This window comes from Nocardia sp. NPDC005366, assembly GCF_040606855.1.
Taxonomy (GTDB): domain Bacteria; phylum Actinomycetota; class Actinomycetes; order Mycobacteriales; family Mycobacteriaceae; genus Nocardia.
In genome coordinates this window covers 1-21,547 of record NZ_JBEXFQ010000020.1, presented here as the reverse complement: position 1 = coordinate 21,547, position 21,547 = coordinate 1, and the positions used below count along the sequence as shown (strand labels likewise).

The 21,547-nt window shown below is 67.2% G+C and carries 16 protein-coding genes; 6 read left to right on the top strand and 10 right to left on the bottom strand.

Annotated features, from left to right (window positions below; translation table 11 throughout):
- Window positions 1-2: 2 nt before the first annotated feature.
- Window positions 3-800 (top strand): hypothetical protein, encoded by a 798-nt coding sequence (locus ABZS43_RS22490; protein WP_355037894.1) that lies wholly within the window; start codon window positions 3-5, stop codon window positions 798-800.
- Window positions 801-819: 19 nt separating this feature from the next.
- On the opposite strand, the gene ABZS43_RS22485 is transcribed toward ABZS43_RS22490, so the two are convergent.
- From ABZS43_RS22485 to ABZS43_RS22445, 9 genes are all read right to left on the bottom strand, one after another.
- On the bottom strand, window positions 820-2,073 hold the full coding sequence (locus tag ABZS43_RS22485) for a TetR/AcrR family transcriptional regulator (protein WP_355037893.1): 1,254 nt from the start codon (window positions 2,071-2,073) through the stop codon (window positions 820-822).
- 153 nt (window positions 2,074-2,226) lie between these two features.
- Window positions 2,227-3,480, bottom strand: coding sequence for a TetR/AcrR family transcriptional regulator (locus ABZS43_RS22480; RefSeq protein WP_355037892.1), 1,254 nt, complete (start codon window positions 3,478-3,480; stop codon window positions 2,227-2,229).
- A 245-nt stretch (window positions 3,481-3,725) separates the two neighbouring features.
- Window positions 3,726-3,863: a hypothetical protein gene (locus ABZS43_RS22475; protein ID WP_355037891.1), complete on the bottom strand. Its 138-nt coding sequence runs from the start codon at window positions 3,861-3,863 to the stop codon at window positions 3,726-3,728.
- A 62-nt stretch (window positions 3,864-3,925) separates the two neighbouring features.
- A complete protein-coding gene (locus ABZS43_RS22470) occupies window positions 3,926-5,878 on the bottom strand; it encodes an acetoacetate--CoA ligase (RefSeq protein WP_355037890.1) in 1,953 nt (650 codons plus the stop codon).
- 40 nt (window positions 5,879-5,918) lie between these two features.
- The gene (locus ABZS43_RS22465) at window positions 5,919-6,734 is read right to left on the bottom strand and encodes a CoA ester lyase (protein WP_355037889.1); all 816 of its coding nucleotides are present in this window, start codon (window positions 6,732-6,734) and stop codon (window positions 5,919-5,921) included.
- On the bottom strand, window positions 6,731-7,207 hold the full coding sequence (locus ABZS43_RS22460; protein ID WP_355037888.1) for a MaoC family dehydratase: 477 nt from the start codon (window positions 7,205-7,207) through the stop codon (window positions 6,731-6,733). Before ABZS43_RS22460 ends, ABZS43_RS22465 begins: the two co-directional genes overlap by 4 nt.
- The gene (locus tag ABZS43_RS22455) at window positions 7,204-8,364 is read right to left on the bottom strand and encodes an acyl-CoA dehydrogenase family protein (protein WP_355037887.1); all 1,161 of its coding nucleotides are present in this window, start codon (window positions 8,362-8,364) and stop codon (window positions 7,204-7,206) included. Before ABZS43_RS22455 ends, ABZS43_RS22460 begins: the two co-directional genes overlap by 4 nt.
- On the bottom strand, window positions 8,361-10,448 hold the full coding sequence (locus ABZS43_RS22450) for a biotin carboxylase N-terminal domain-containing protein (protein ID WP_355037886.1): 2,088 nt from the start codon (window positions 10,446-10,448) through the stop codon (window positions 8,361-8,363). Before ABZS43_RS22450 ends, ABZS43_RS22455 begins: the two co-directional genes overlap by 4 nt.
- 8 nt (window positions 10,449-10,456) lie before the next feature.
- On the bottom strand, window positions 10,457-12,040 hold the full coding sequence (locus ABZS43_RS22445; RefSeq protein WP_355037885.1) for a carboxyl transferase domain-containing protein: 1,584 nt from the start codon (window positions 12,038-12,040) through the stop codon (window positions 10,457-10,459).
- 95 nt (window positions 12,041-12,135) lie between these two features.
- On the opposite strand from ABZS43_RS22445, the gene ABZS43_RS22440 reads away from it, so the two are divergent.
- Complete coding sequence (locus ABZS43_RS22440) at window positions 12,136-12,729, top strand: TetR/AcrR family transcriptional regulator (RefSeq protein ID WP_355037884.1); 594 nt, start codon at window positions 12,136-12,138, stop codon at window positions 12,727-12,729.
- 86 nt (window positions 12,730-12,815) lie between these two features.
- On the opposite strand, the gene ABZS43_RS22435 is transcribed toward ABZS43_RS22440, so the two are convergent.
- A complete protein-coding gene (locus ABZS43_RS22435; RefSeq protein WP_355037883.1) occupies window positions 12,816-13,562 on the bottom strand; it encodes a helix-turn-helix transcriptional regulator in 747 nt (248 codons plus the stop codon).
- 248 nt (window positions 13,563-13,810) lie between these two features.
- Here ABZS43_RS22435 and ABZS43_RS22430 point away from each other — a divergent pair, with 248 nt between their 5' ends.
- From ABZS43_RS22430 to ABZS43_RS22415, 4 genes are all read left to right on the top strand, one after another.
- Complete coding sequence (locus ABZS43_RS22430) at window positions 13,811-14,518, top strand: alpha/beta hydrolase family protein (protein ID WP_355037882.1); 708 nt, start codon at window positions 13,811-13,813, stop codon at window positions 14,516-14,518.
- 155 nt (window positions 14,519-14,673) lie between these two features.
- Window positions 14,674-15,099, top strand: coding sequence for a PPOX class F420-dependent oxidoreductase (locus ABZS43_RS22425; protein WP_355037881.1), 426 nt, complete (start codon window positions 14,674-14,676; stop codon window positions 15,097-15,099).
- A 51-nt stretch (window positions 15,100-15,150) separates the two neighbouring features.
- Window positions 15,151-15,909 carry a precorrin-4 C(11)-methyltransferase gene (cobM, locus tag ABZS43_RS22420; protein ID WP_355037880.1) on the top strand — a complete coding sequence of 253 codons (759 nt, stop codon included), beginning with the start codon at window positions 15,151-15,153 and terminating at the stop codon, window positions 15,907-15,909.
- Window positions 15,910-16,445: 536 nt separating this feature from the next.
- The coding region (locus tag ABZS43_RS22415; protein WP_355037879.1) for an amino acid adenylation domain-containing protein at window positions 16,446-21,547 on the top strand (5,102 nt) is incomplete at its 3' end.

The following is a 21,547-nucleotide window of genomic DNA, read 5'->3' as shown; positions in this document are numbered from 1 at the left end:
ACATGAGTGACAAAGACGTCGATACGACGGCGCAGGCCGTGGACATCACGAAGGTTGCCGCGCAGGAGACCGCCTCCGAACCGCAGGCGGCGGATTCCGGATCGGCCGAATCCGATGTCGCCGGTTCGAGCACCGCCGGATCGAGCACCGCCGGATCGGCCACCGCCGAATCCGCCACCGCTGAATCCGCCACCGCTGGTGCGGATGTCGCCGATTCGAGCGCGCCGGAATCCAGCACCGTCGCATCGGCCGGTCGCTCCGGCATCGGCGCTGTACTCGGCCGCGTCCGAGTGGGGAAGAAGGGGGCGGTCGCCGTGCGCACCGCCGCCGCGTTGCTGCTCGGCGCGTCCCTCGCCTCCTCGGTCTACTTCTTCCTCCAGGACCGTGCGAGCGACGGCCTGCTGGCGGCGCACGAGCAGGCGCGCGCCGCCGCGTGCAAATACGCTCCCGTCCTCGCCGATTACGACGCGAAGAATCTCGACAGCTACTTCGCCGCGGTGCTCGCCGGTGCGACCGGCGACTGGAAGAAGCAGTTCGACGACACCAGCAGGGAGCTGAAAGAGGTGCTGTCCCAAGGCGAAGTGGTGTCGAAGGCCAACGACGTGCAGTGTGCGATCAAATCCGGTGACGAGACCTCCGCCGAGGCCATCGTGGTGATCGGGCAGACCATCACCAGCCTCGGCACGCAGGGCAAACCCGCCCCCGGTCAGCTGTCGATGGTGATGCGTATGGAGAAGGTCGACGGCGTCTGGCTCGTCAACAAGGTGAATTCGCCGTTGGCGCCGTCACCACAGCAGTGACTCCCCGATCCCGGGCCGATCACCCCGCGGCGGTCCTGCCGAACAGGATGACCTGCATCAAACGGATGACGCGTGCGGGCGAACAGATCGGATTGTCGGGACCGTGCCAGCGTCCGATATCGACCACGAGGGCCAATGCGGCGTGGACCAGCATCCTGGCCTCGGCGGCGGAGAGCTCCGGGCGCATCCCGCCGACCAGCTTGGCCCATTCCTCGACATTGAGGCGCTGAATATTGCGCAGCACCGTGCGATCCTCAGCCGGTACGTTGCTGATCTCGGCGTAGTAGACGAAGGTCAGCTCCCGCTCGTCGAACGAACCGCGTACGTACAGTTCGATGAGGGTCCTCAGCGCCTGCTCCGGACTTTCGGAAGCGGCGATAGCGGGTCCGATGGCGGCCGAAACCCGTTCCGCCGCACGGCGGAACGCCGCGGCGAGGATATCGCCTTTGCTGCGGTAGAACCGGTACACCGCGGACGAGGCGGGCAATCCCGCCGCATGGGCGATATCTTCCACGCTCACCTGGGGGTAGCCGTGCTCGTGGAACAGTTCGATGGCCCGTTTGAGCAGCAACTCGTGTTTGAAGGTGAGCGGAACCTCGGTGGCGCCGGGAGATTCGGCCTGCGAGTCGAGGGCGGGCAGATCGGCGTCGAGGACCGTGTGACAGGCCGAACGGAGCAGATTCGTCAGCGTTCGCACCGGAACCGAGACGTGGTGGTCGGAGATGCTGCCGATGATGCTGAGGGCCGCGGAGGCGCGCACCGACCGCTCGCCCCCGTCCAGATCCGGGCGCGACTCGACCAGCAGATCGCGGACCACGGTGTAGACCCGGAACAGATGCTCGCTGAGCACTCGGTTGTCGTCGGGTTCGAGATATCGGCTCTGCCAGCGCAGGAGCGCCGCGCTGCGGCGATTCGCGATGGATTGGGTGATCAACGCGTCGAGGATGTGTTCGAGACGCTGCGCGGCGGGCGCGTCGGCCAGTTCGTCGGGTAGTCGTAGGGCCTCGACGGCGAGGGTGCCCAGCCGCAGCGTTTCCTCGCGGAACAGCGCGTATTTGCTGGGGTAGTGGCGGTAGAGCGCGGTGGAGCTGATGTCGAGACGGGAGGCGATGTCCTCCATGCTGACGCCGTGGTAGCCCAGATTGCCGAACGCCTCGGCGGAGGCCGCCGCGATCTGCGCCCGGCGATCGCGCGGGCGGCGACGGACGACTCGTTGCGCGGTGCCGTCCTCCGCATTCGCCTGCCGGGGAGCGCGACGTTTCGGGGCATCCATTCAGCGATGGTAACCCAGGCGAACGATCGCTAAACCCTGGTTGACGTGGGGCGGAGAATATTTGAATGAAAAGTCACAAAGAGGTGGTAACACGGCCCTCAACGTGCGCGATCTACATATCCAGGTGGAGAATATCTAATAACATAGTGCCTCTCATGCGAGGGCGGGGCGCTGGAAGAGGACCACCTGCATCAGCAGCTTGACCCGAGCCTGGGCGGCGAAGGGTTCCGAGTCGAAGGACCGCCCGAGATCCACCACGAGCGCGAAGGCCGCGTGGACGAGGAACCTGGCCTCGGCGGGGGAGAGTTCGGGCCTGACCTCGCGCAACAACCGCGCCCATTCCTCGACACTGAGTCGCTGGATATTGCGCAGTACCGTCCGCTCCTCGGCCGGAACATGCTGGAATTCGGTGTAGTACACGAAGGTCAGCGCCCGTTCGGCGAAGGAGCCCTCGACGTAGTGGCCGATCAGATCCGTCAGCGCCGCCTCCGGCCCCGACGCCGCGGCAACCGCGGGCCCGATCGCGCCGGAGACCCGCTCGGCGGCCCTGCGGAACGCGGCGGCGAGTAGATCGCTTTTGCCCCGGTAGAAGCGATACACCGCCGAGGCGGCGGAAAGCCCTGCGGCGCTGGCGATCTCCTCGACGCTGACGTTCGGGTAGCCGCGGTCGTGGAAGAGTTCGACGGCCTTGCGCAGTAGTAATTCGTGTTTGAACGAATCCGGGATCTCGATCGCCACCGGTATCCGCGCCGTCTTCTCCGCAGGCGGCAGCGGTGCGTCGGCGATGGCGAGGCAGGCCGAACTGAGAAGTCGCACAAGGGATTTCGATGGCAAGGTGGCGTGGTGGTCGGCGATACTCGTGATCACGCTGAGCATCGCGGCGCGCAGCACCCTGCGGTCGTTCTCGGTCAGTTCGGGCCGCAGTTCGCCGAGCCGGTCGCCGAGCGCGTTAAGCACCGTCAGTTGCTGTTCGTCGAGGGTCTGTCGATCCGGCTCCTCGAGGTAGCGACCCTCCCAGCGGACCAGGGTGACGCTCGGGCGGTTCTCGATGGTCGCGCCGATGAGGGCGTCGACCACCTGCCGCAGCCGCTCGCGCGGCGGCGCGGGCTCGGCCTCGGCCTGTTCCGGCAGCTCGACCGATTCGGTCATCGCCCTGCCCACCCGCAGCAGTTCCTCGCGGAACAGCGCGTATTTGCTGGGATAGTGGCGGTAGAGCGCGGCCGAACTGATGCCGAGTCCCGAGGCGATATCTTCCATGCTGACGCCGTGGTAACCCAGCGACCCGAAGGCCGCGGCGGACGCGGCGGCGATCTGGGCGCGCCGATTCTTCGGTCGCCGCCGGATCTCCCGCGGTGCCGAATCGCCGGTGACGGCCTTACGCGCGGTTCGGCGATTGTCGACACTCATGTCCGACATGGTAACGAGCCAGGACTCCGCGCGGTTTCGTCCGTGTCGGCCAGAGCGTGCGGGACGGGCGCACCGGCGCGACGACGAGGCGGTTTTGTCTCGCGCCGGTGCGCCCGAGTGCCGGCGGGCGGGTTCCGACGATGCGGGTGGGCACCGGGGGCATCATTCGAATCGCCGCCGAACAGCTGGAAACTTACCTCAATATTTTACCAGTGTAAGGCCATGAGACATATGTGAATGATAGATCACTTATTGCTCGTGGAACCGTGCGGCTCGGTGTTGAGGTGCCGCAGCTGGCGCCCGGCGCGCAGATCCGATTCGTCGGGGGACACGAACTCGGTCCGGTGCTGGTCGACGGCGGGGGTGCTCGCGCTCGGTGTCACACACACCTTCGCCGAGACTCCCGCGCCGCGGGTCGTCGCGGTGACGGGGTGGCGCGAGGCGGTCAGTGGGCCGTGGGCGGGCGCACCGCGGCGTACCAGTCGAGCAGGTCGGGATCATCGACCGCGCTGCGCTCGACGACGCGGCTGGGGTCGGCGCCCTGGAACAACTTCTTGATCGGGACCTCGAGTTTCTTACCGGTGCGAGTATGCGGAATACCGGGGGCGAGCAGGATCTCGTCGGGGATGTGGCGCGGGGAGACCTCGGTCCTGATGGTGGTCTCGATGCGCTCGCGCAGTTCGTCGGTGAGCCCGGCGCCGGGTACGAGGACGACGAACAGCGGCATCCAGTACCCGCCGTCCGGTTGCTCGGCGCCGATTATCAGTGCCTCGGCGATCTCGGGCAGCCGCTCGACGGCTTGGTAGATATCGGCGCTGCCCATCCGAATGCCGTTCCTGTTCAACGTGGAATCGGAACGGCCGTGCACCACGATACTGCCGCGGTCGGTGATGGTGATCCAGTCGCCGTGGCGCCAGACGCCGGGGAACATGTCGAAATAGGCGTCGCGGTAGCGCGTGCCGTCCACATCGCGCCAGAAGCCGACCGGCATGGATGGCATGGGGTTGGTGATCACCAGTTCGCCGACCTCCTCGCGCACCGGTTCGCCCGCGGCGTCGTAGGAGTCCATGGCGACACCGAGATAGGGCGCGGACAACTCGCCCGGCCAGACCGGCACCGTGCGGACCCCGCCCATGAAGGCGGAGACCACATCCGTGCCGCCGCTGATCGAGGAGATCCGGACATGTTCGCCGATATTCTCGCCCAGCCACAGCGCCGAGGACCGAGGCAGTGGTGAACCGGTGATGCCGACCGTTCGCAGCGCGGTCAGGTCGTGCTCGGCACTCGGGCGCGCACCCGCCTTGATACAGGCGAGCACATAGCCGGGGCTGGTGCCGAGCACCGTCACGCCGATCCGGGACGCGATGCGCCACAGCGCGTCCGGGGCCGGGTAGGACGGGCTGCCGTCGTAGCAGACGATGGTCGCGCCCACCAGCAAGCCCGCGACCTGGAAATTCCACATCATCCAGCTCGGGCTCGTGTACCAGAAGAAGATGTCATCGGCGCCGATATCCGATTGCAGCGCGATCGCTTTGAGGTGTTCGAGCACAACGCCACCGTGGCCGTGCACGATGCCCTTCGGCAGACCGGTTGTGCCCGAAGAGAAGACGATCCACAGCGGATGGTCGAAATCCACCGGTTCGGTCGCGATCAACGCGCCCGCGTTATCGGTGCTGTCGACCGCGTCGCGCCACGGTGTCGCCCTGTCGACGGGCAATCCCAGTCGCGAGACGGCGACGGTGGCGCGCAGACTCGGCAGACCGGCCCGCAGGGCGGCGATATCGTCGCGTTTGTCGTGGGCCTTACCGCCGAAACGGTATCCGTCCGCGGTGATCAGCACCGTCGGTTCGAGTTGCCCGAGCCGATCCAGCGCGGCCTTGGCCGAATAGTCCTGGCCGCAGGCACTCCAGACCGCGCCGACGGCGGCGGTGGCGAGGAAGGCGACCACCGCCTCGGAGATATTCGGCAGATATCCGACGACGCGATCACCGGGACGCACCCCGAGAGTTCGCAGTGTGCGAGCGAATGCCGCGGTCTCGTCGATCAATTCGAACCACGAGACCTCGCGCGGTTCGGCGTCCTCGTGCAGCGCGATGATCGCGGGCCGCCCATCGGTACGGGCCTGGCGCACCACCTGATCGGTGTAGTTCAGCCGGGTGCCGGGGAACCATCGCGCCCCCGGCATGGCCGAATCGGCCAGCACCTCGCCGCCGATCTCGCCGAGTTCGAAGTACTTCCACAGCACGCGCCAGAAGGCCGCGGGATCGTCGACCGACCACTGCCACAGTGTTCGGTAATCCGGTGCGGTGATACCGGTCTCGGCTTCCGCGAACCGGGCGAATTCGGTGACGGCGGCTTCGTCGACATCCCGATCGGTCGGCACCCACTGTGGTCGCACCGCAAATCCTTCCGGCTCTGCTGTCTCGGTGCGATCGACGCTACGCGGTGACGGTGGCCCTTCGCACGATCTGCTCGGCGTGGCGCAGGATGGGGCCGTCGACCATGCGGCCCTCGAACTGGAAGACGCCCCGGTGGTTCGGCACCTCCTCCAGCACCCGGCGAGCCCAGGAAATCTCGTCCTCGGAAGGGGCGTAGCCCGCGCGGATGACGGCGACCTGACTCGGATGAATAGCGACCTTCGCGTCGAAGCCGACGGCGACGGCGTCGGCGGTCTCCGCCCGCAGCCCCTCGAGGTCGCGGATATTCAGATACACCGCGTCGAGTGCGAATTTGCCGTATGCCTTCGCCGCGAGCAGCGTGGCCGACTGGAGGTAGCGCGCCACCTCGTGGTAGCTCCCGTCGGGACGCCTGCTCGATTTGCCGCCGAGTCCGGCGACGAGATCCTCCGCGCCCCACATCGCGCCGATCACATTGGGCGCCTGCACTACTCGCTCCACCGCGACCGCGCCGAGCGGGGATTCGATCAGCGCGATCACCTCGTAATCCGCGAGCGCGGTGAGCTGTTCGGCCGATTCCGCTTTCGACAGCATGATGCGGCGGTAACCGGTTTTCGCGAGTGCCGCCAGGTCGAGCGCGTGCTCGTCGGTGCTCGCGGCATTGACCCGGACGACGGTGGTCTCGGGATCCAGCGGCGTCTCGATGAGCGCCGTGCGAGCGGCGGGCTTATCGCCCGCGGCCACGCCGTCCTCGAGGTCGAGGATGACGACGTCGGCCGCCGCGGCGGCCTTCGCGAAACGCTCGGGACGGTCGGCGGGGCAGAAGAGCCAGCCCGGACCTGCGATCTCCCAACTCATGATTCCTCCGGTGTCTTGCGGATCAGCGCGTTACGGGTCGCGGTCGCGACGACGTCGCCGTGTTGATTGCGGGCCGTGTGGGCCAAGGTCACCACGCCCTCACCGGGGCGTGACTTGGATTCGCGCTTCCCGGTCACCACCGTCTCGACGTACATGGTGTCGCCGTGGAACAGCGGTTTCGGAAAGGTGATCTCGGAGAAGCCGAGCTGGGCGACGAGTGTGCCCTGGGTCAGCTGCCCGACCGAGAGACCGATCAGCGTGGAGAGGGTGAACATCGAGTTCACCAGGCGCTGGTTGAAGGGCGGCTGCTGATCGGAGAACGCCGCGTCCAGATGCAACGCCTGGGGATTCATGGTCAGCGTGGTGAACAGGACGTTGTCGGCCTCGGTGATGGTGCGGCCAGGCCGGTGCTCGTACACGACGTCGGTTTCGAACTCCTCGAACCAGAGTCCGCGCTGCACAATATGTTTCACAGTCCCAACTCCCGACCGATGAGCATCAGCTGTACCTCCGTGGTCCCCTCGCCGATCTCGAGGATCTTGCTGTCACGGTAGTGCCGCGCCACCGCGTAATCGTTCATGAAGCCGTTGCCGCCGAAGATCTGGGTGGCGTCGCGGGCATTGTCCATCGCGGCCTCGGAGGCCACCAACTTGGCGATGGAGGCCTCCTTCTTGAACGGCTTACCCGACAGCATCAGGGCGGCGGCGTCGTAGTAGGCGGTGCGGGCGGCGTGGGCGCGCGCCTCCATCCGGGCGATCTTGAAGGCGATGGCCTGATTGCGCCCGATGGGCTGGCCGAAGGCCAGGCGCTGCTTCGCGTAACGGACGCTCTCGTCCACGCATCCCTGGGCCGCGCCGACCGACAGCGCGGCGATGGCGATGCGGCCCTCGTCGAGGATCCGCAGGAAATTCGCGTAACCACGGCCGCGCTCGCCCAGCAGATTCTCTTCGGGCACCCGGACATCGGTGAAGGTCAGCGGATGGGTGTCGGAGGCATTCCAGCCCACCTTGTTGTAGGCGGGTTCGGCGACGAAGCCGGGGGTATCGGTGGGCACGAGGATCGTGGAGATCTCCTTCTTACCGCCGGACTGCCCCGTCACCGCGGTGACCGTCACCAGTGTGGTGATATCGGTACCGGAGTTGGTGATGAACTGCTTGCGTCCGTTGATGATCCATTCACCGCTGTCAACGGACGCGGTGGTCCTGGTGCCACCCGCGTCGCTGCCAGCGTCCGGTTCGGTGAGGCCGAACGCGGCGAGGGACCGCCCGCTGGTCAACTGCGGCAGCCATTCCTGCTGCTGCTTGTCGTTGCCGAAGCGGTAGATCGGCATGGCGCCCAGCGAGACTCCGGCCTCGAGGGTGATGGCAACGCTCTGGTCGACCTTGCCGAGTTCCTCCAACGCCAGGCACAGCGCGAAGTAATCGCCGCCCATACCGCCGAACTCTTCCGGGAACGGCAGCCCGAACAGACCCATCTCGGCCATTCCCGCGACGACCTCGTACGGGAAGGTGTGGTTCGCGTCGTGTTCGGCGGCCACCGGGGCGACGACCGTCTGCGCGAAATCGCGCACCGTCAGCGCGAGATCCCGATAATCCTCGGGCAAGGTGCCGGTGGACAGATAATCGGTCATGCGGGAGTTCCTTCTTCCTCGGTGGTTTTCGCATCGGCGGTGACGGCGATGCGGGCCAGCGGCTGGTCCAGCCGGACCTGGGCGCCCGCCTCGACCAGGATCTCGACCGTGCCCGCCACCGGCGCGGTGAGTGTGTGCTCCATCTTCATGGCCTCGACCACCACCACGGCCGCGCCCGCGGCGACCTCGGAACCGGAGACGACGGGCACCGCGATCACCGAACCCGGCATGGGACTGCGGATTTCGGCGTCACCGACGTGATCGGCGCCACCGCGCACATTCACCTCGGCGACTTCGCGCAATACCGCGACACCGGACGGTCCGGCGACCCAGAGGTGTCCGTCGTATTCGGCGACGCGGTAGTTCCGCCGCACCCCGTCACGGGCCACGGTCAGCGTCCCGGCGCCCGCGACCTCCGCATCGGCGAAGGAGGCGGTGAGCGTGGACTCGTTTCCGGTGGTGGAGGTTTCGTCATCGCCGAGCCGGACGGTGGCCGCGTGCGGCGTTCCGGTCAGATATACGTGCTGGATTCGCTCGCTGCCCGAGAGCCGGATGGTCGTCGGCGCGGGGACTCCGAGCCGCCAGCCGGACGGAATCTCCCACGGGTCGGCCGATGGCGCGGGCCAGCGCCGCAGCCAGTGATACGCGGCGGCGGCGATGAACTCGTCGTCGCCCACGGCCGCGGGCACGAAATCGGCGACGCGGCGATCCAGCAGCGCGGTGTCGAGACGTCCCGCCGCGACATCGGGATCGGCCAGCAGGAAACGCAGGAATTCGATATTGCTCGTCACGCCGAGCAGCACGGTATCGGCCAGTGCCCGATCGAGTTTCGCGATGGCAGCGGTCCGGTCGGCGGCGTGGGCGATGACCTTCGACAGCATCGGGTCGTAGTCGCTTCCGACCACGGTGCCGACCCGCAACCCCGAATCCACCCGAACGCCCGAGCCGTGGGGTTCGGTCAGCGCGAGCACAGTGCCGCCGGTGGGCAGGAATCCGCGCCCGGGATCCTCGGCGTAGACCCTGGCCTCGATGGCGTGGCCGACCATCCGGATATCGTCCTGGGACACCCCGATCTTCTGCCCCGCGGCGACCCGCACCTGGCATTCCACCAGGTCGATGCCGGTGACCAATTCGGTGACCGGATGCTCCACCTGCAGACGGGTATTCATCTCCATGAAGAAGAATTCGTCCGGGCGATCCGCGGAGACGATGAATTCCACCGTGCCGGCGCCGATGTAGTTCACGCTGCGCGCGGTATTGCAGGCCGCGGCTCCGATGCGCGCCCTGGTCGCGGCGTCGAGCAGCGGCGAAGGGGCCTCTTCGATCACCTTCTGGTGTCTGCGTTGCAGGCTGCACTCGCGTTCGCCCAGGTGCAGCACATTGCCGAAGCGGTCGGCCAGGATCTGCACCTCGATATGGCGCGGCCTGGTGACGAAACGTTCCAGGAACAGGGTGTCGTCACCGAACGCGGAGGCGGCCTCGCGGCGCGCGCTCGCCAGCGCGTCGGGCAGTCGCGCCGGATCCTCGACCATGCGCATACCCTTGCCGCCACCGCCCGCCGAAGGCTTGACCAGCACCGGGTAGCCGATTTCGACTGCCGCGGCGATCAGATCGTCGTCGGAGAGTCCCGGCTTGGCGATGCCGGGGACCACCGGCACATCGAAGGCCGAGACGGTGTTCTTCGCGGTGATCTTGTCGCCCATCACCTCGATCGCGCGCGCGGGCGGGCCGAGGAAGACGATGCCCGCTTCGGCCAGCGCGGCGGCGAACGCGGCGTTCTCCGACAGGAATCCGTAACCGGGATGGACCGCCTGCGCGCCGGTGCGAACCGCCGCCGCGACGACCTTCGCGATATCGAGGTAGCTCTCGCGGGCCGGGGCCGGGCCGAGACGCACCGCGACATCGGCCTCGCGAACATGGCGGGCCTCGACATCGGCGTCGCTGTAGACGGCGACGGATCGAATACCCATGGCGCGCAAGGTGCGAATGACGCGCACCGCGATCTCGCCGCGATTGGCGACGAGCACGGTGTCGAATTCGGCGGTCTGCGATTTGTTGCCGGGAAGTGGGGTGGGTGAGCTCATGATCGCGATCACATCCGGAAGACGCCGTAGGAAACGGGTTCGAGCGGCGCCTGCGCGCAGACCGAAAGGGAAAGGCCGAGAATGGTTCTGGTGTCGGCGGGATCGATCACGCCGTCGTCCCACAGGCGCGCCGTCGAATAGTACGGATTGCCCTGGTGCTCGTATTGCTCGCGGATGGGCGCCTTGAACGCTTCCTCGTCCTCGGCCGACCACGGGTTGCCGCTGCTGTCGAGCTGGTCGCCGCGCACCGTCGACAGCACCGAGGCCGCCTGTTCGCCGCCCATCACCGAAATCCTGGCATTCGGCCACATCCACAGGAAGCGCGGCGAATACGCGCGCCCGCACATGGAGTAGTTGCCCGCGCCGTAGGAGCCGCCGATCACGACCGTCAGCTTCGGCACCCGCGCGCAGGCCACCGCCGTCACCATCTTCGCGCCGTGTTTGGCGATACCGCCCGCCTCGTAGTCACGCCCGACCATGAAGCCGGTGATGTTCTGCAGGAACAGCAGCGGAATCTTGCGTTTGTCGCACAGTTCGATGAAATGCGCGCCCTTCATGGCGGATTCGCTGAACAGGACCCCGTTGTTGGCGATGATGCCGACGGGATGGCCGTGGATGCGGGCGAATCCGGTCACCAGGGTTTTGCCGTACTCGGCCTTGAATTCGTGGAAGCCCTCGCCGCCGTCCACGATGCGGGTGATGACCTCGCGCACATCGTAGGGAGTGCGCAGATCGACGGGAACCACGTCGTACAGTTCCGATTCCGGCGCGGCGGGCGGGGTGCTCGGCAGGATCTCCCACGGACTGGCCGGGCGCGGTCCGAGGGTGGCCACGATGCGCCGCACGATCCGCAGCGCGTCCTGATCGTCCTCGGCCAGATGATCGGTGACACCGGAGGTCCGCGAATGCAGCGCGCCGCCACCGAGTTCCTCGGCGGTGACGACCTCCCCGGTCGCGGCCTTCACCAGCGGCGGACCGCCGAGGAAGATGGTGCCCTGATCGCGCACGATCACGGCCTCGTCGCTCATGGCGGGGACATACGCGCCGCCCGCGGTGCACGAACCGAGCACCGCGGCGATCTGCGGAATCCCCTTGGCGCTCATGGTCGCCTGGTTGTAGAAGATGCGCCCGAAATGTTCGCGATCGGGGAACACGTCGTCCTGACGCGGCAGGAACGCGCCGCCGGAGTCGACCAGATACAGGCACGGCAGCTCGTTCTGCAGCGCCACCTCCTGGGCGCGCAGATGCTTTTTCACCGACATCGGGTAATAGGTGCCGCCCTTGACGGTCGCGTCATTGGCGACGATCACGCATTCGCGCCCGGAGACCCGGCCGATGCCGCTGATCACACCCGCGCCGGGACATTCGTCGTCGTACATCCCCGTGGCGGCCAGCGGGGACAGCTCGAGGAACGGGCTGCCCGGATCGAGGAGTTGATCGACGCGCTCGCGCGGCAAGAGTTTGCCGCGCGCGACATGTCGCTCCCGCGCCTTGGCGGGGCCGCCGAGCGCCGCCGTTGCCAACCGATCCCGCAGGTCGCCGACCAGCACCCGGTGGGCACTGTGATTGTCGACTTCTCGGGTAACCGTCATCACGCCGTCCTGCCATCCAGTTAGTCGCCGATAACTGGAATTCAGGTTAATCTTGATTAACCGAGATGTCCAGAGTCCGGGGAAAGGGGGCACGGATGGCCGATAGCGAGCCCGGCACTCTCACCCGCCGTGAGCAACTGAAGGCGGACCGTCGCAGACAGTTGCTCGACGCGGGAGCCCGGCTGATCGCCGATCGCGGCTATCTCGGCGTCCGCCTGGACGACCTCGGCGCAGCGGTCGGCATCAGCGGTCCTGCGGTATACCGGCACTTCCCGAGCAAGGAAGCGCTGCTCACCGAACTCCTGGTCGGCATCAGCCGACGGCTGCTCGACGGCGGCAAACGGGTGGTCGCGGAAACCGAGTCGGCCGAGGCGGCGCTGGCGGGCCTGGTGGATTTCCATCTGGACTTCGCTCTCGGCGAGCCCGAACTCATTCGCATCCAGGACCGCGACCTCGACAATGTGCCCGCGTCGTCACGGCGTGAGCTGCGACGTATGCAGCGGCAGTATGTCGAGATCTGGGTAGGGGTATTGCGTGAGCTGCATCCGGGACTGCCCGAGGAGGCGGCGCGAGTTCAGGCGCACGCGGCGTTCGGTCTGATCAACTCGACCCCGCACAGCGCCACCTCCGCCACCGCCGCCCGCACCCGGCCGATTCTGCGACGGATGGCACTGACGGCCTTGAGTTGACGCCCGCACCGCGGTGCCGCCGAACGGAAGGTTCTGGGCGCCGCCGGAGGAGCCGATATCGGTCGTCGTGGGGTGCGAGTACGCGGCTACCCCGAGGATTCGGCCACTGTCGAGCGGTGAGGTGCGTGGGCGGTGGCCCGGGGACTGGTTCGGTAACGGCCAGGGGTCGTTCCGATGATGTCGGTGAACGCCGCGATGAAGCCGCTGGGGTTGGCCCATCCGCAGGCGTAGGCGGTTCGGGTGGTGTCGTGGCCGTCGGCGAGGAGCACGAGCGCGTGGTAGACGCGTAGCTGCGTGCGCCACTCGTAGAAGGTCATGCCGAGTTCGGTGCGGAACAGTCGGCTGAGGGTGCGAGTGCTGGCTCCGACCGTCTTCCCGAGTTCGGTCAGCGTGGCGTTGTCTGCCGGCTTCTCGTACAGCATCCGAGCGATGGCTCGCAGTCGGTCGTCGCGTGGCTCCGGCAGGTGCAGTGGCTGTTCGGGTGCTTCGCGGAGTTCGTCGACGAGGACTCGAAGGAGACGAGAGCGTGCGGAGCGGCTGTAGCCGGGCGCGGCGGCGTCGTAGTTGCGGGGGCCGGTCAGGGCGAGTAGGACCTCGCGGGCGAGGTCGGAGACCAGGAATACGGCGGGATGGTCCGGTATGAGCCGGGCCAGGGATGGCGTGAGAAAGACGATCCGCATATCGGTGTCGCCGTGGGCGCGGTGGTAGTGCGTGAACCCGGCGGGGGTCCAGGCGACCCGGTTGGCGGGAACGATCGACGTGCCGCGCTCGGTGTGAACCGCCGAGACGCCGCAGGCCGCGTATGTCAGGTGTCCCCGTGCGTGCGATTGCACCGTACTCATTTCGCCGGATGGCCAGAGGTGGCGTCCGCCGGACGGCCACATATGTGACGTCACACCGGAGATCAGGCGAGGTTGGCGGTGAACGGGCATCAGTTGGCATTCTATCGGTAGCAAGCCACGCCTCGACCTGGTGATATTGCCTCATGCGGAGTGGTCTTCCGTCGCGCCGAGCGCCCGACCGAACACCTGTCATCGAGGCGACATGCCTCGATGCCGCGACTCGAGAGAAGGAGAAACGCATGGCGACGTTCGTCCTCGTGCCCGGCGGTTGGAAGGGCTCCTGGTCGTTCGAGGCGGTGGTGCCGCTGCTGGAGCGTGCCGGTCATGCGGTCCACGCCCTGACCCTGACCGGTCTGCGGCCAGACGACGACACTGCGACGGTCGCGACCGCCAACCTCGACACGCACGCCGACGACGTATTGCGACTCCTCGATCGCGCCCACCTCACCAGCGTGACGTTGGTCGGCCACAGCTACGGCGGGATGGTGATCGCCGCCGCCGATCGCGCTGAAGGCCGGATCTCACGACTGGTGCATCTCGACGCCTACGTACCGCGCGACGGCGAGTCGTGCTGGTCGTCGACGAGCGAGCACTTCCGGGAAGTGTTCGCTGCCGGCGCTGCGACCACCGGCTACGCCGTCCGACCGCCGGGTGGCGGCGATCCCCGCCGCCGTCCCCATCCCCTCGCCTCGTTCATGCAGACGATCCGGCTCACAGGCACACTCGCACAGATCCCCCGTCGGGAGTTCGTCTACTGCTCTGGATGGGAAGACCGGACGCCGTTCGCCGAACTCCGCACCCGACTCCACGCCGATCCCGAGTGGCAGGTCCACGACCTCCCCACCGGCCACGATGCCATGCGTGAGGCCCCGGAGGCCGTCGCCGCACTACTGCTCGGCGAACGCGTCGCGGACGCGTCGACGCGCGGACGACGGATCTGCCTGTGAGTGCCACACCAGCCCCGCTCATCCGGCCCCCATCAATCCGCCGTCGTTCGGGCCACGGCTTGTACGTTCCCGTTTGTGCATAGCTGGGTTCAGGGGCGCGGACACGCGGGCCGGGTTGCCAGGCAGGTGTCGTTGTCGGACCATAGGGTGGGCCAATGGCCTCTTTGTCCGACCCCGCGGTGCGCGAATTCCTGTCCCACGGAACACGAACGGGCAAGGTGGCCATCGTCGCGGCCGACGGTCGCCCGCTCGTGACCCCCGTCTGGTTCCTGCTCGACGGCGACACCGTGGTCTTCAACACCGGCAAGACCACCGCCAAAGGCAAGGCTTTCGCACGGGATTCCCGCGTCGCCCTCGTCGTCGACCAGGAGGAACCGCCCTACGGGTCCGTCCAGATCCAGGGCACGGTCACCCTTTCCGAAGATCCCGACGAACTTCTGCGCACCGCGACCGAACTCGGCGGGCGGTATATGGGCGCGGACCGTGCCGAGGAGTTCGGCGAGCGCAACGGGGTTCCCGGCGAACTCGTGGTGCGCGTGCACCCGGCGAAGGTCATCGCGCATTTCGACGCCACCGCGTGATGGGTCGGTCGGCCTCCGATCGTCGCCGACCCGCCGCCTAGACTCACCCGCATGACCGTGCACTTCATCGGGGCCGGGCCGGGCGCGGCGGACCTGCTGACCGTACGAGCGGTCGCCCTGCTGCGTACCTCCCCGGTCTGCCTCTACGCGGGCACCTACCTTGACCCGGAAGTCCTCGCGCACTGTTCGCCCGGCACCGAGTTGATCGACACCCAGCACCTGGACATCGACCAGATCACCGCCCACCTGGTGCGCGCCCACGATTCCGGCAGCGACGTCGCCCGCCTGTGCTCGGGTGACCCGTCGATCTACTCCGCCCTCACCGAACAGACCCGCCGCCTCGACGCCAACGCCATCCCCTGGGACGTCACCCCCGGCGTCCCCGCCTACGCCGCCGCGGCGGCCCTCCTCGGCACCGAACTGACGGTCCCCGAAGTGGTCCAATCGGTTGTCCTCACCCGCACCCAGGCCCGCTCCACGGCGATGCCCGAATCCGAGGCGCTCGCGAACTTCGCCCGAACCGGAGCGACGCTCGTCCTGCACCTGGCCATCACGCGCATCCGCACCTTGGCCGCCGAACTCACCGCAGACTACGGCCCCGACTGTCCCGCCGCCGTCGTCTACCGAGCCAGTCAGCCGGACCAGCTGGTCCTGCGCGGCACCCTCGCCGATATCGCCGACCAGGCCGAGGCCGCTGATCTTCGCCAAGCCGCCGTCATCCTCGTCGGCCGGGCCCTCACCCCCGCGATCACCTGCACCACCTCGCACCTCTACGACCCCGCTCGCGAACGCCCCGCCGTCCCCAGCTGATTCGTCCCCGGGTGCGGGCGCACACAATCTGCCTGTCCCCGAACGGGCTGAGTCTCCAGCCGCAGCGCACCCTCGACCCGGACGTCGTGATGGTCGTCGGCCGCCGCCCGGGCCTCGGGCCATAACTTCTCAGTCCCGGCCAGGAAGAACCCGACCGCATCTACACCCGCGCGGAACGGATCGCCCGGGATTGCTCCTGTGACAACGCCGACACATCCCCAGCAAATGGGCCTCGCACCCACTGCCAGGCGTGATGCAATTCGGCTATGGATCTTGGTTGGTCGGGCACGGGGGGCAACGGTAGATTGTTCCGGTGATCAGCACTGGAGATCCCGGCTCGGCCGGTCGGCGGGTAAGTGGCACGGTCGGGCCCATGTAACAAGATCGGCCTTGGACAGATAGTGCCAATGAACATTTTTGCCTGATTTTTATGAAAACTGAACCCGGATGCGCAGGCGCCACCCTCGAATAGGTGTGCGTCCTGTCCGGGTGTCGTCGGGGAGCGCTTGCGTGGTGTTCCGGAAGCGAGGTTTGGGTTGGACCGGCTGGATTTCGGCGGGAACGGCGAAGCTGGTGGCGAGTACTTCCCACTGTCGCCCGCGCAGCTGGGCATCTGGTATGCCCAGCACGTCGATCCGCAGGTGCCGATCAATATCGCACAGTATGTCGACCTCCACGGCGATCTCGACGTAGGCGCGCTGGAGCAGGCGAGTCGGGACGCTGCCGTCGATATCGGTTCGGGCTTCCTGAGGATCGTCGAGCACGACGGTGAACCGTCCCAGACGATCGACCCGTCGCTGGACGCCACCCTGGAGTACATCGATCTGCGCGATGCCGACGATCCCGAGGCCGCGGCCGCGGAGTGGATGCGGGCGGAGTACAGCCGTCCCCTCGATATCGTCGGTGACCGCCTGATTCGCGCCGCCGCGCTGCGCCTGGCCGATTCGCGCTGGTACTGGTATTCGCGAGCGCATCACATCGCGCTCGACGGTTTCGGCGCCATGACCTTCATGAACCGGATCGCGGAGCTGTATACGGCCGCGGTCAACGGCGAGGAGCCGAAGCCCGCGAAGGCCACCGATCTGCGCACGCTCTACGAGCAGGAGATCGCCTACCGCGACAGCGCGCGGTTCCAGTCCGACAAACAGCACTGGGCCCATCGGGTCGAGGGGCTGGAGGAAGGTTCCAGTCTCGCGGGTCGTTCCGCGCCGCCGTCGCCGGTGAACGGAGTCGCGAGTGCGGCGCTGTCGGCCGAGCAGGACGATCTGCTCAGCGCCGCGGTCAAGCGGCACGACAATTCGCCCGCCGGTCTGCTGATCGCCGGTTTCGCGGCGTATCTGGCCCAGATGACCGGCGCGGAAGACGTGATCCTGAGTCTGCCGGTGACCGCGCGCACGACCGCCGCGATGCGGCGTTCGGGTGGCGTCGTGTCCAATATCGTGCCGCTGCGGTTGACGGTCGCGCACGACACGACTGTCGCCGATCTGTTGAAGTCGGTGACGGTGGAGGTGTCGGGGGCGCTGCGTCATCAGCGGTACCGGCACGAGGACATCCGCCGCGATGCCGCGGGCGATGGTGTGGTGACCACCGAATTCTTCGGTCCGTGGGTCAACATCATGCTGTTCCACAGCGAGATGGTGCTCGGTCCGATGGTCGGCCAGTTGAATGTGCTGTCCACCGGCAGCATCGAGGATCTCGGCGTCAACTTCTACCAGTCGGCGGGCACGCGCTCGCATATCGATTTCGAGACCAACCCGAATCTCTACACCGAGGACGAGGCGCGCACGCATCACGCGCGGTTCATGGAATTCTTCGGTCGATTCCTCGCGGCCGACGCCGATGCCGCGGTGTGGGATCTGCCGGTCACCACCGAGGCCGAGCGGGAACTGACGCTGCTGGAGTGGAACGACTCCGAGCAGGATGTCCCGGCGACGACGTTGTCGGCGCTGCTGGACGCGCAGATCGAGGCGACGCCGGACAATGTCGCGCTCGATTTCGATGGCGCGACCTTGACGTACGCGGAGTTCGGCGCGCGGGTCAACCGGTTGGCGCGATACCTGATCGCCGACGGCGTCGGCCCGGAGTCGCTGGTCGCGCTGGGGATGCGGCGTTGCCTGGAATTGGTCATCGGCATGCACGCGGTGCTCGAGGCCGGTGGCGCGTATGTGCCGATCGATCCGGATCACCCGGCCGATCGCACCGCCTACATCCTCGAATCCGCCGATCCGGTGTGCGTGCTGACCCTCTCGCACGACGTGCTGGACTTGCCGGAGTCGGTGCGGCGGGTGGAGATCGACACCCTCGACGTATCCGAGTTCTCGGACGCGCCGATCACCGACGCGCAGCGGCGGGCGCCGCTGCGCGAGGACAACACCGCCTATGTGATCTACACGTCGGGATCGACCGGACGTCCGAAGGGTGTCGCGGTCACCCATCACGCGATCGTCAACCAAGAACTGTGGATGCTCGACGAGTACCGGTTGAGCGCGGATGACGTCTACCTGCAGAAGACCGCGACCACCTTCGACGTGTCGCTGTGGGGTTATTTCCTGCCGTTGATGGTGGGCGCGAAACTCGTCATCGCCGCACCGGACGGGCATCGCGACCCGCTGTATGTGGCGGACATGATCGAACGGCACGGCGTGACCGTGACCGATTTCGTGCCGTCGATGCTGACGGTTTTCGTCACCCACGCCACCGAAGCCCAGTGCGCCACGTTGCGCGCGGTCTTCGTGATCGGTGAAGCCCTGCCCCCGGAAACCGCCGCGGGATTCCGCGCGATCTCCACCGCCGGTCTGCACAACCTGTACGGCCCGACCGAGGCCGCGGTGTCGGTGACCTTCTGGGAGGCCACCGCCGCCGATAAGATCACCGTCCCGATCGGTATTCCGGAATGGAATGTCGAGGTCTACGTCCTGGACGCGCGGCTGCGCCCGGCCGCGATCGGCGCGCCGGGTGAACTGTATCTGGGTGGCCGCCAGTTGGCGCGTGGATATCGCGGCCGACCGGATCTGACCTCGGATCGGTTCGTCGCCAACCCGTTCGGCGCGGGCGGGCAGCGCATGTACCGCACTGGCGACCTGGTGCGCTGGAATGCCGCGGGCACCCTGGAATACATCGGGCGCACCGATTTCCAGGTGAAATTCCGTGGTCAGCGCATCGAGCTGGGGGAGATCGAGACCGTAACCCTCGCCCATCCCGCGGTGAGCCAGTCCGCGGTGCTCGTGGTCGACACCGCGACCGGACAGCAGTTGGTCGCCTACGTCGTCGCCGCGCCCGGTCAGTCGATCGATCCCGTCGAGCTGACGCGGTTCGCTTCCGAACAGCTGCCCAGTTATATGGTGCCCGCTTCGGTGATGGTGCTGGACGGATTCCCGCTCAACACCAGCGGCAAGCTGGATCGTAAGGCATTGCCAGAGCCGGTTTTCAGCGCGGACGCGGCGGGTTTCCGTGCACCGCGCACCCAGGCCGAGCAGATCGTGGCCGGAATCTTCGCCGATGTGCTGTCCCAGGACCGGGTCGGCATCGATGACAACTTCTTCGATCTCGGCGGCAACTCGCTGGTCGCCACCCAGGTCGTGTCGCGGATCGGCGCGGCGTTCGGCACCCAGATCGGGGTGCGTGCGCTGTTCGAGACCCCGACCGTCGCGGGAATCGCCGCCCGCGCCGAACAAGCCACCCCCGCCGATACTTCCCGTCCGCCACTGGTGGCGCAGCAGTTGCCCGCGCGGGTGCCGCTGTCGCTCGCGCAGCAGCGGATGTGGTTCATCAACCAGTTCGATCCGACCGCGCCCACCTACAACCTGCCGTTCGTGGTGCGATTGCGCGGACATGTCGATATCCCGGCGCTGAAGGCCGCGCTCAACGATGTGATGGCGCGCCAGGAATCGCTGCGTACCGTTTTCCCCGAATCCGGGGACGGCGGCTACCAGCAGGTGGTGCCCGACGACGAGATCAACCTCGCCGTCGCGGTGGACTCGATCGATGAATCCGAACTCCAGGCCACGCTGACCGAATTCGCGTCGACCGGATTCGACGTCTCGCGCGAATTGCCGATCCGGGTCCGCATCTACAAGGTCACCGGCGGCTCGACCAACGGCACCCCCGATCACGCGGTCGCGTTCGTCGTCCATCACATCGCCGCGGACGGCTTCTCCTTCGGGCCGCTCTCGCGCGATGTCGCCACCGCCTACCTCGCGCGCGCCGCCGGTGAGGCTCCGGCGTGGTCGCCGCTGCCGGTGCAGTACCAGGATTACAGCATCTGGCAGCGCGAACTGCTCGGCTCCGAATCCGACCCGGGCTCCATGGCCGCTCGCGAAATCTCCTACTGGCGTAGGCAATTGGTGGGTCTGCCGGATCAGCTCGACCTGCCGACCGATCGCCCGCGCCCGCCCATGCAGAGTTTCGCCGGCAGCCGGGTCGGTTTCGATATCGATGTCGATCTGCATACCCGCCTCGTCGCGCTGGCCCGTGCGCAGGGCGTCAGCCTGTTCATGGTGATGCACGCGTCGCTGGCGCTGTTGCTGGCGCGGCTGTCGGGCACCAACGACATCGCCATCGGCACACCGGTGGCCGGTCGTGGCGAACAGGCGCTCGATGATCTCATCGGCATGTTCGTCAACACCCTCGTGCTGCGTTCGGATGTCGACGGCGGTCAGCCGTTCACCGAATTGCTCGCCCGCACGCGCGAAACCGATCTCGCGGCGTTCGCCTACGCCGATGTGCCCTTCGAGCGCCTCGTCGAGGTCATCAACCCGACCCGCTCCCAGGCGCGCCATCCGCTGTTCCAGGTGATGCTGTCGTTCCAGGAGATGTCGCACGCGGCGTTGGAGTTGCCCGGTCTGTCGGTGACCGCCGATGAGCTCGACGTCGACATCGCCAAATTCGATCTGCAGTGGACGGTGACAGAGGAACGTGGCGGGCAGGGTGAACCCGCAGGCATGGCCGCGGTGGTCTCCTTCGCCACCGATCTCTTCGACGCCGAAACGGTCGCCGAGTTCGGTCGCCGTTTCCTTCGCGTGCTCGAAACCGTAGCTGCCGCACCGGAATCCATGGTGCACGATATCGACATCCTCGACGAGGCCGAACGCGCACAGGTTCTCACCGGCTGGAATCGGACGGCGCACGAGGTGCCCGCCGCGACGCTGGATTCGATGTTCCAGGCGCAGGTCGCGCTGACGCCCGAGGCGCCAGCGGTGAGCTTCGAGGGGACGAGTCTGTCCTACGCCGAGTTCGCGGCGCGGGTGAATCGTCTTGCCCGGCATCTGATCTCGCTCGGCGTCGGCCCGGAGTCGATGGTCGCGCTCGGGATGAGCCGTTCGCTGGAATTGGTGATCGGCATGTACGCGGTGAGTGTGGCCGGTGGTGCGTATGTGCCGCTGGATCCCGATCATCCGGCCGATCGCACCCGCTACGTCCTCGAGACCGCGGCACCTGTCTGTGTGCTCACGACCTCGCGTGAGGGGTTCGACGCGGGCGCGGTCGAGACGGTCGATATCGACGATCTCGACCTCGACGGCTATTCCGACGCCCCCGTTTCGGATGCGGATCGTCGTGCGCCGCTGCGTTCTTCGAATGTCGCGTATGTCATTTTCACTTCGGGTTCTACGGGTAGGCCCAAGGGTGTGGCGGTGTCGCA

Bases quoted from the DNA above. Each gene is read 5' to 3' on its own strand.
- cobM (WP_355037880.1), top strand. From the start codon at position 15,151: ATGACCGTGCACTTCATCGGGGCCGGGCCGGGCGCGGCGGACCTGCTG.
- ABZS43_RS22440 (WP_355037884.1), top strand. From the start codon at position 12,136: ATGGCCGATAGCGAGCCCGGCACTCTCACCCGCCGTGAGCAACTGAAG.
- ABZS43_RS22445 (WP_355037885.1), bottom strand. From the start codon at position 12,040: ATGACGGTTACCCGAGAAGTCGACAATCACAGTGCCCACCGGGTGCTG.
- ABZS43_RS22465 (WP_355037889.1), bottom strand. From the start codon at position 6,734: ATGAGTTGGGAGATCGCAGGTCCGGGCTGGCTCTTCTGCCCCGCCGAC.
- ABZS43_RS22480 (WP_355037892.1), bottom strand. From the start codon at position 3,480: ATGAGTGTCGACAATCGCCGAACCGCGCGTAAGGCCGTCACCGGCGAT.
- ABZS43_RS22430 (WP_355037882.1), top strand. From the start codon at position 13,811: ATGGCGACGTTCGTCCTCGTGCCCGGCGGTTGGAAGGGCTCCTGGTCG.
- ABZS43_RS22490 (WP_355037894.1), top strand. From the start codon at position 3: ATGAGTGACAAAGACGTCGATACGACGGCGCAGGCCGTGGACATCACG.
- ABZS43_RS22455 (WP_355037887.1), bottom strand. From the start codon at position 8,364: ATGACCGATTATCTGTCCACCGGCACCTTGCCCGAGGATTATCGGGAT.
- ABZS43_RS22425 (WP_355037881.1), top strand. From the start codon at position 14,674: ATGGCCTCTTTGTCCGACCCCGCGGTGCGCGAATTCCTGTCCCACGGA.
- ABZS43_RS22450 (WP_355037886.1), bottom strand. From the start codon at position 10,448: ATGAGCTCACCCACCCCACTTCCCGGCAACAAATCGCAGACCGCCGAA.
- ABZS43_RS22485 (WP_355037893.1), bottom strand. From the start codon at position 2,073: ATGGATGCCCCGAAACGTCGCGCTCCCCGGCAGGCGAATGCGGAGGAC.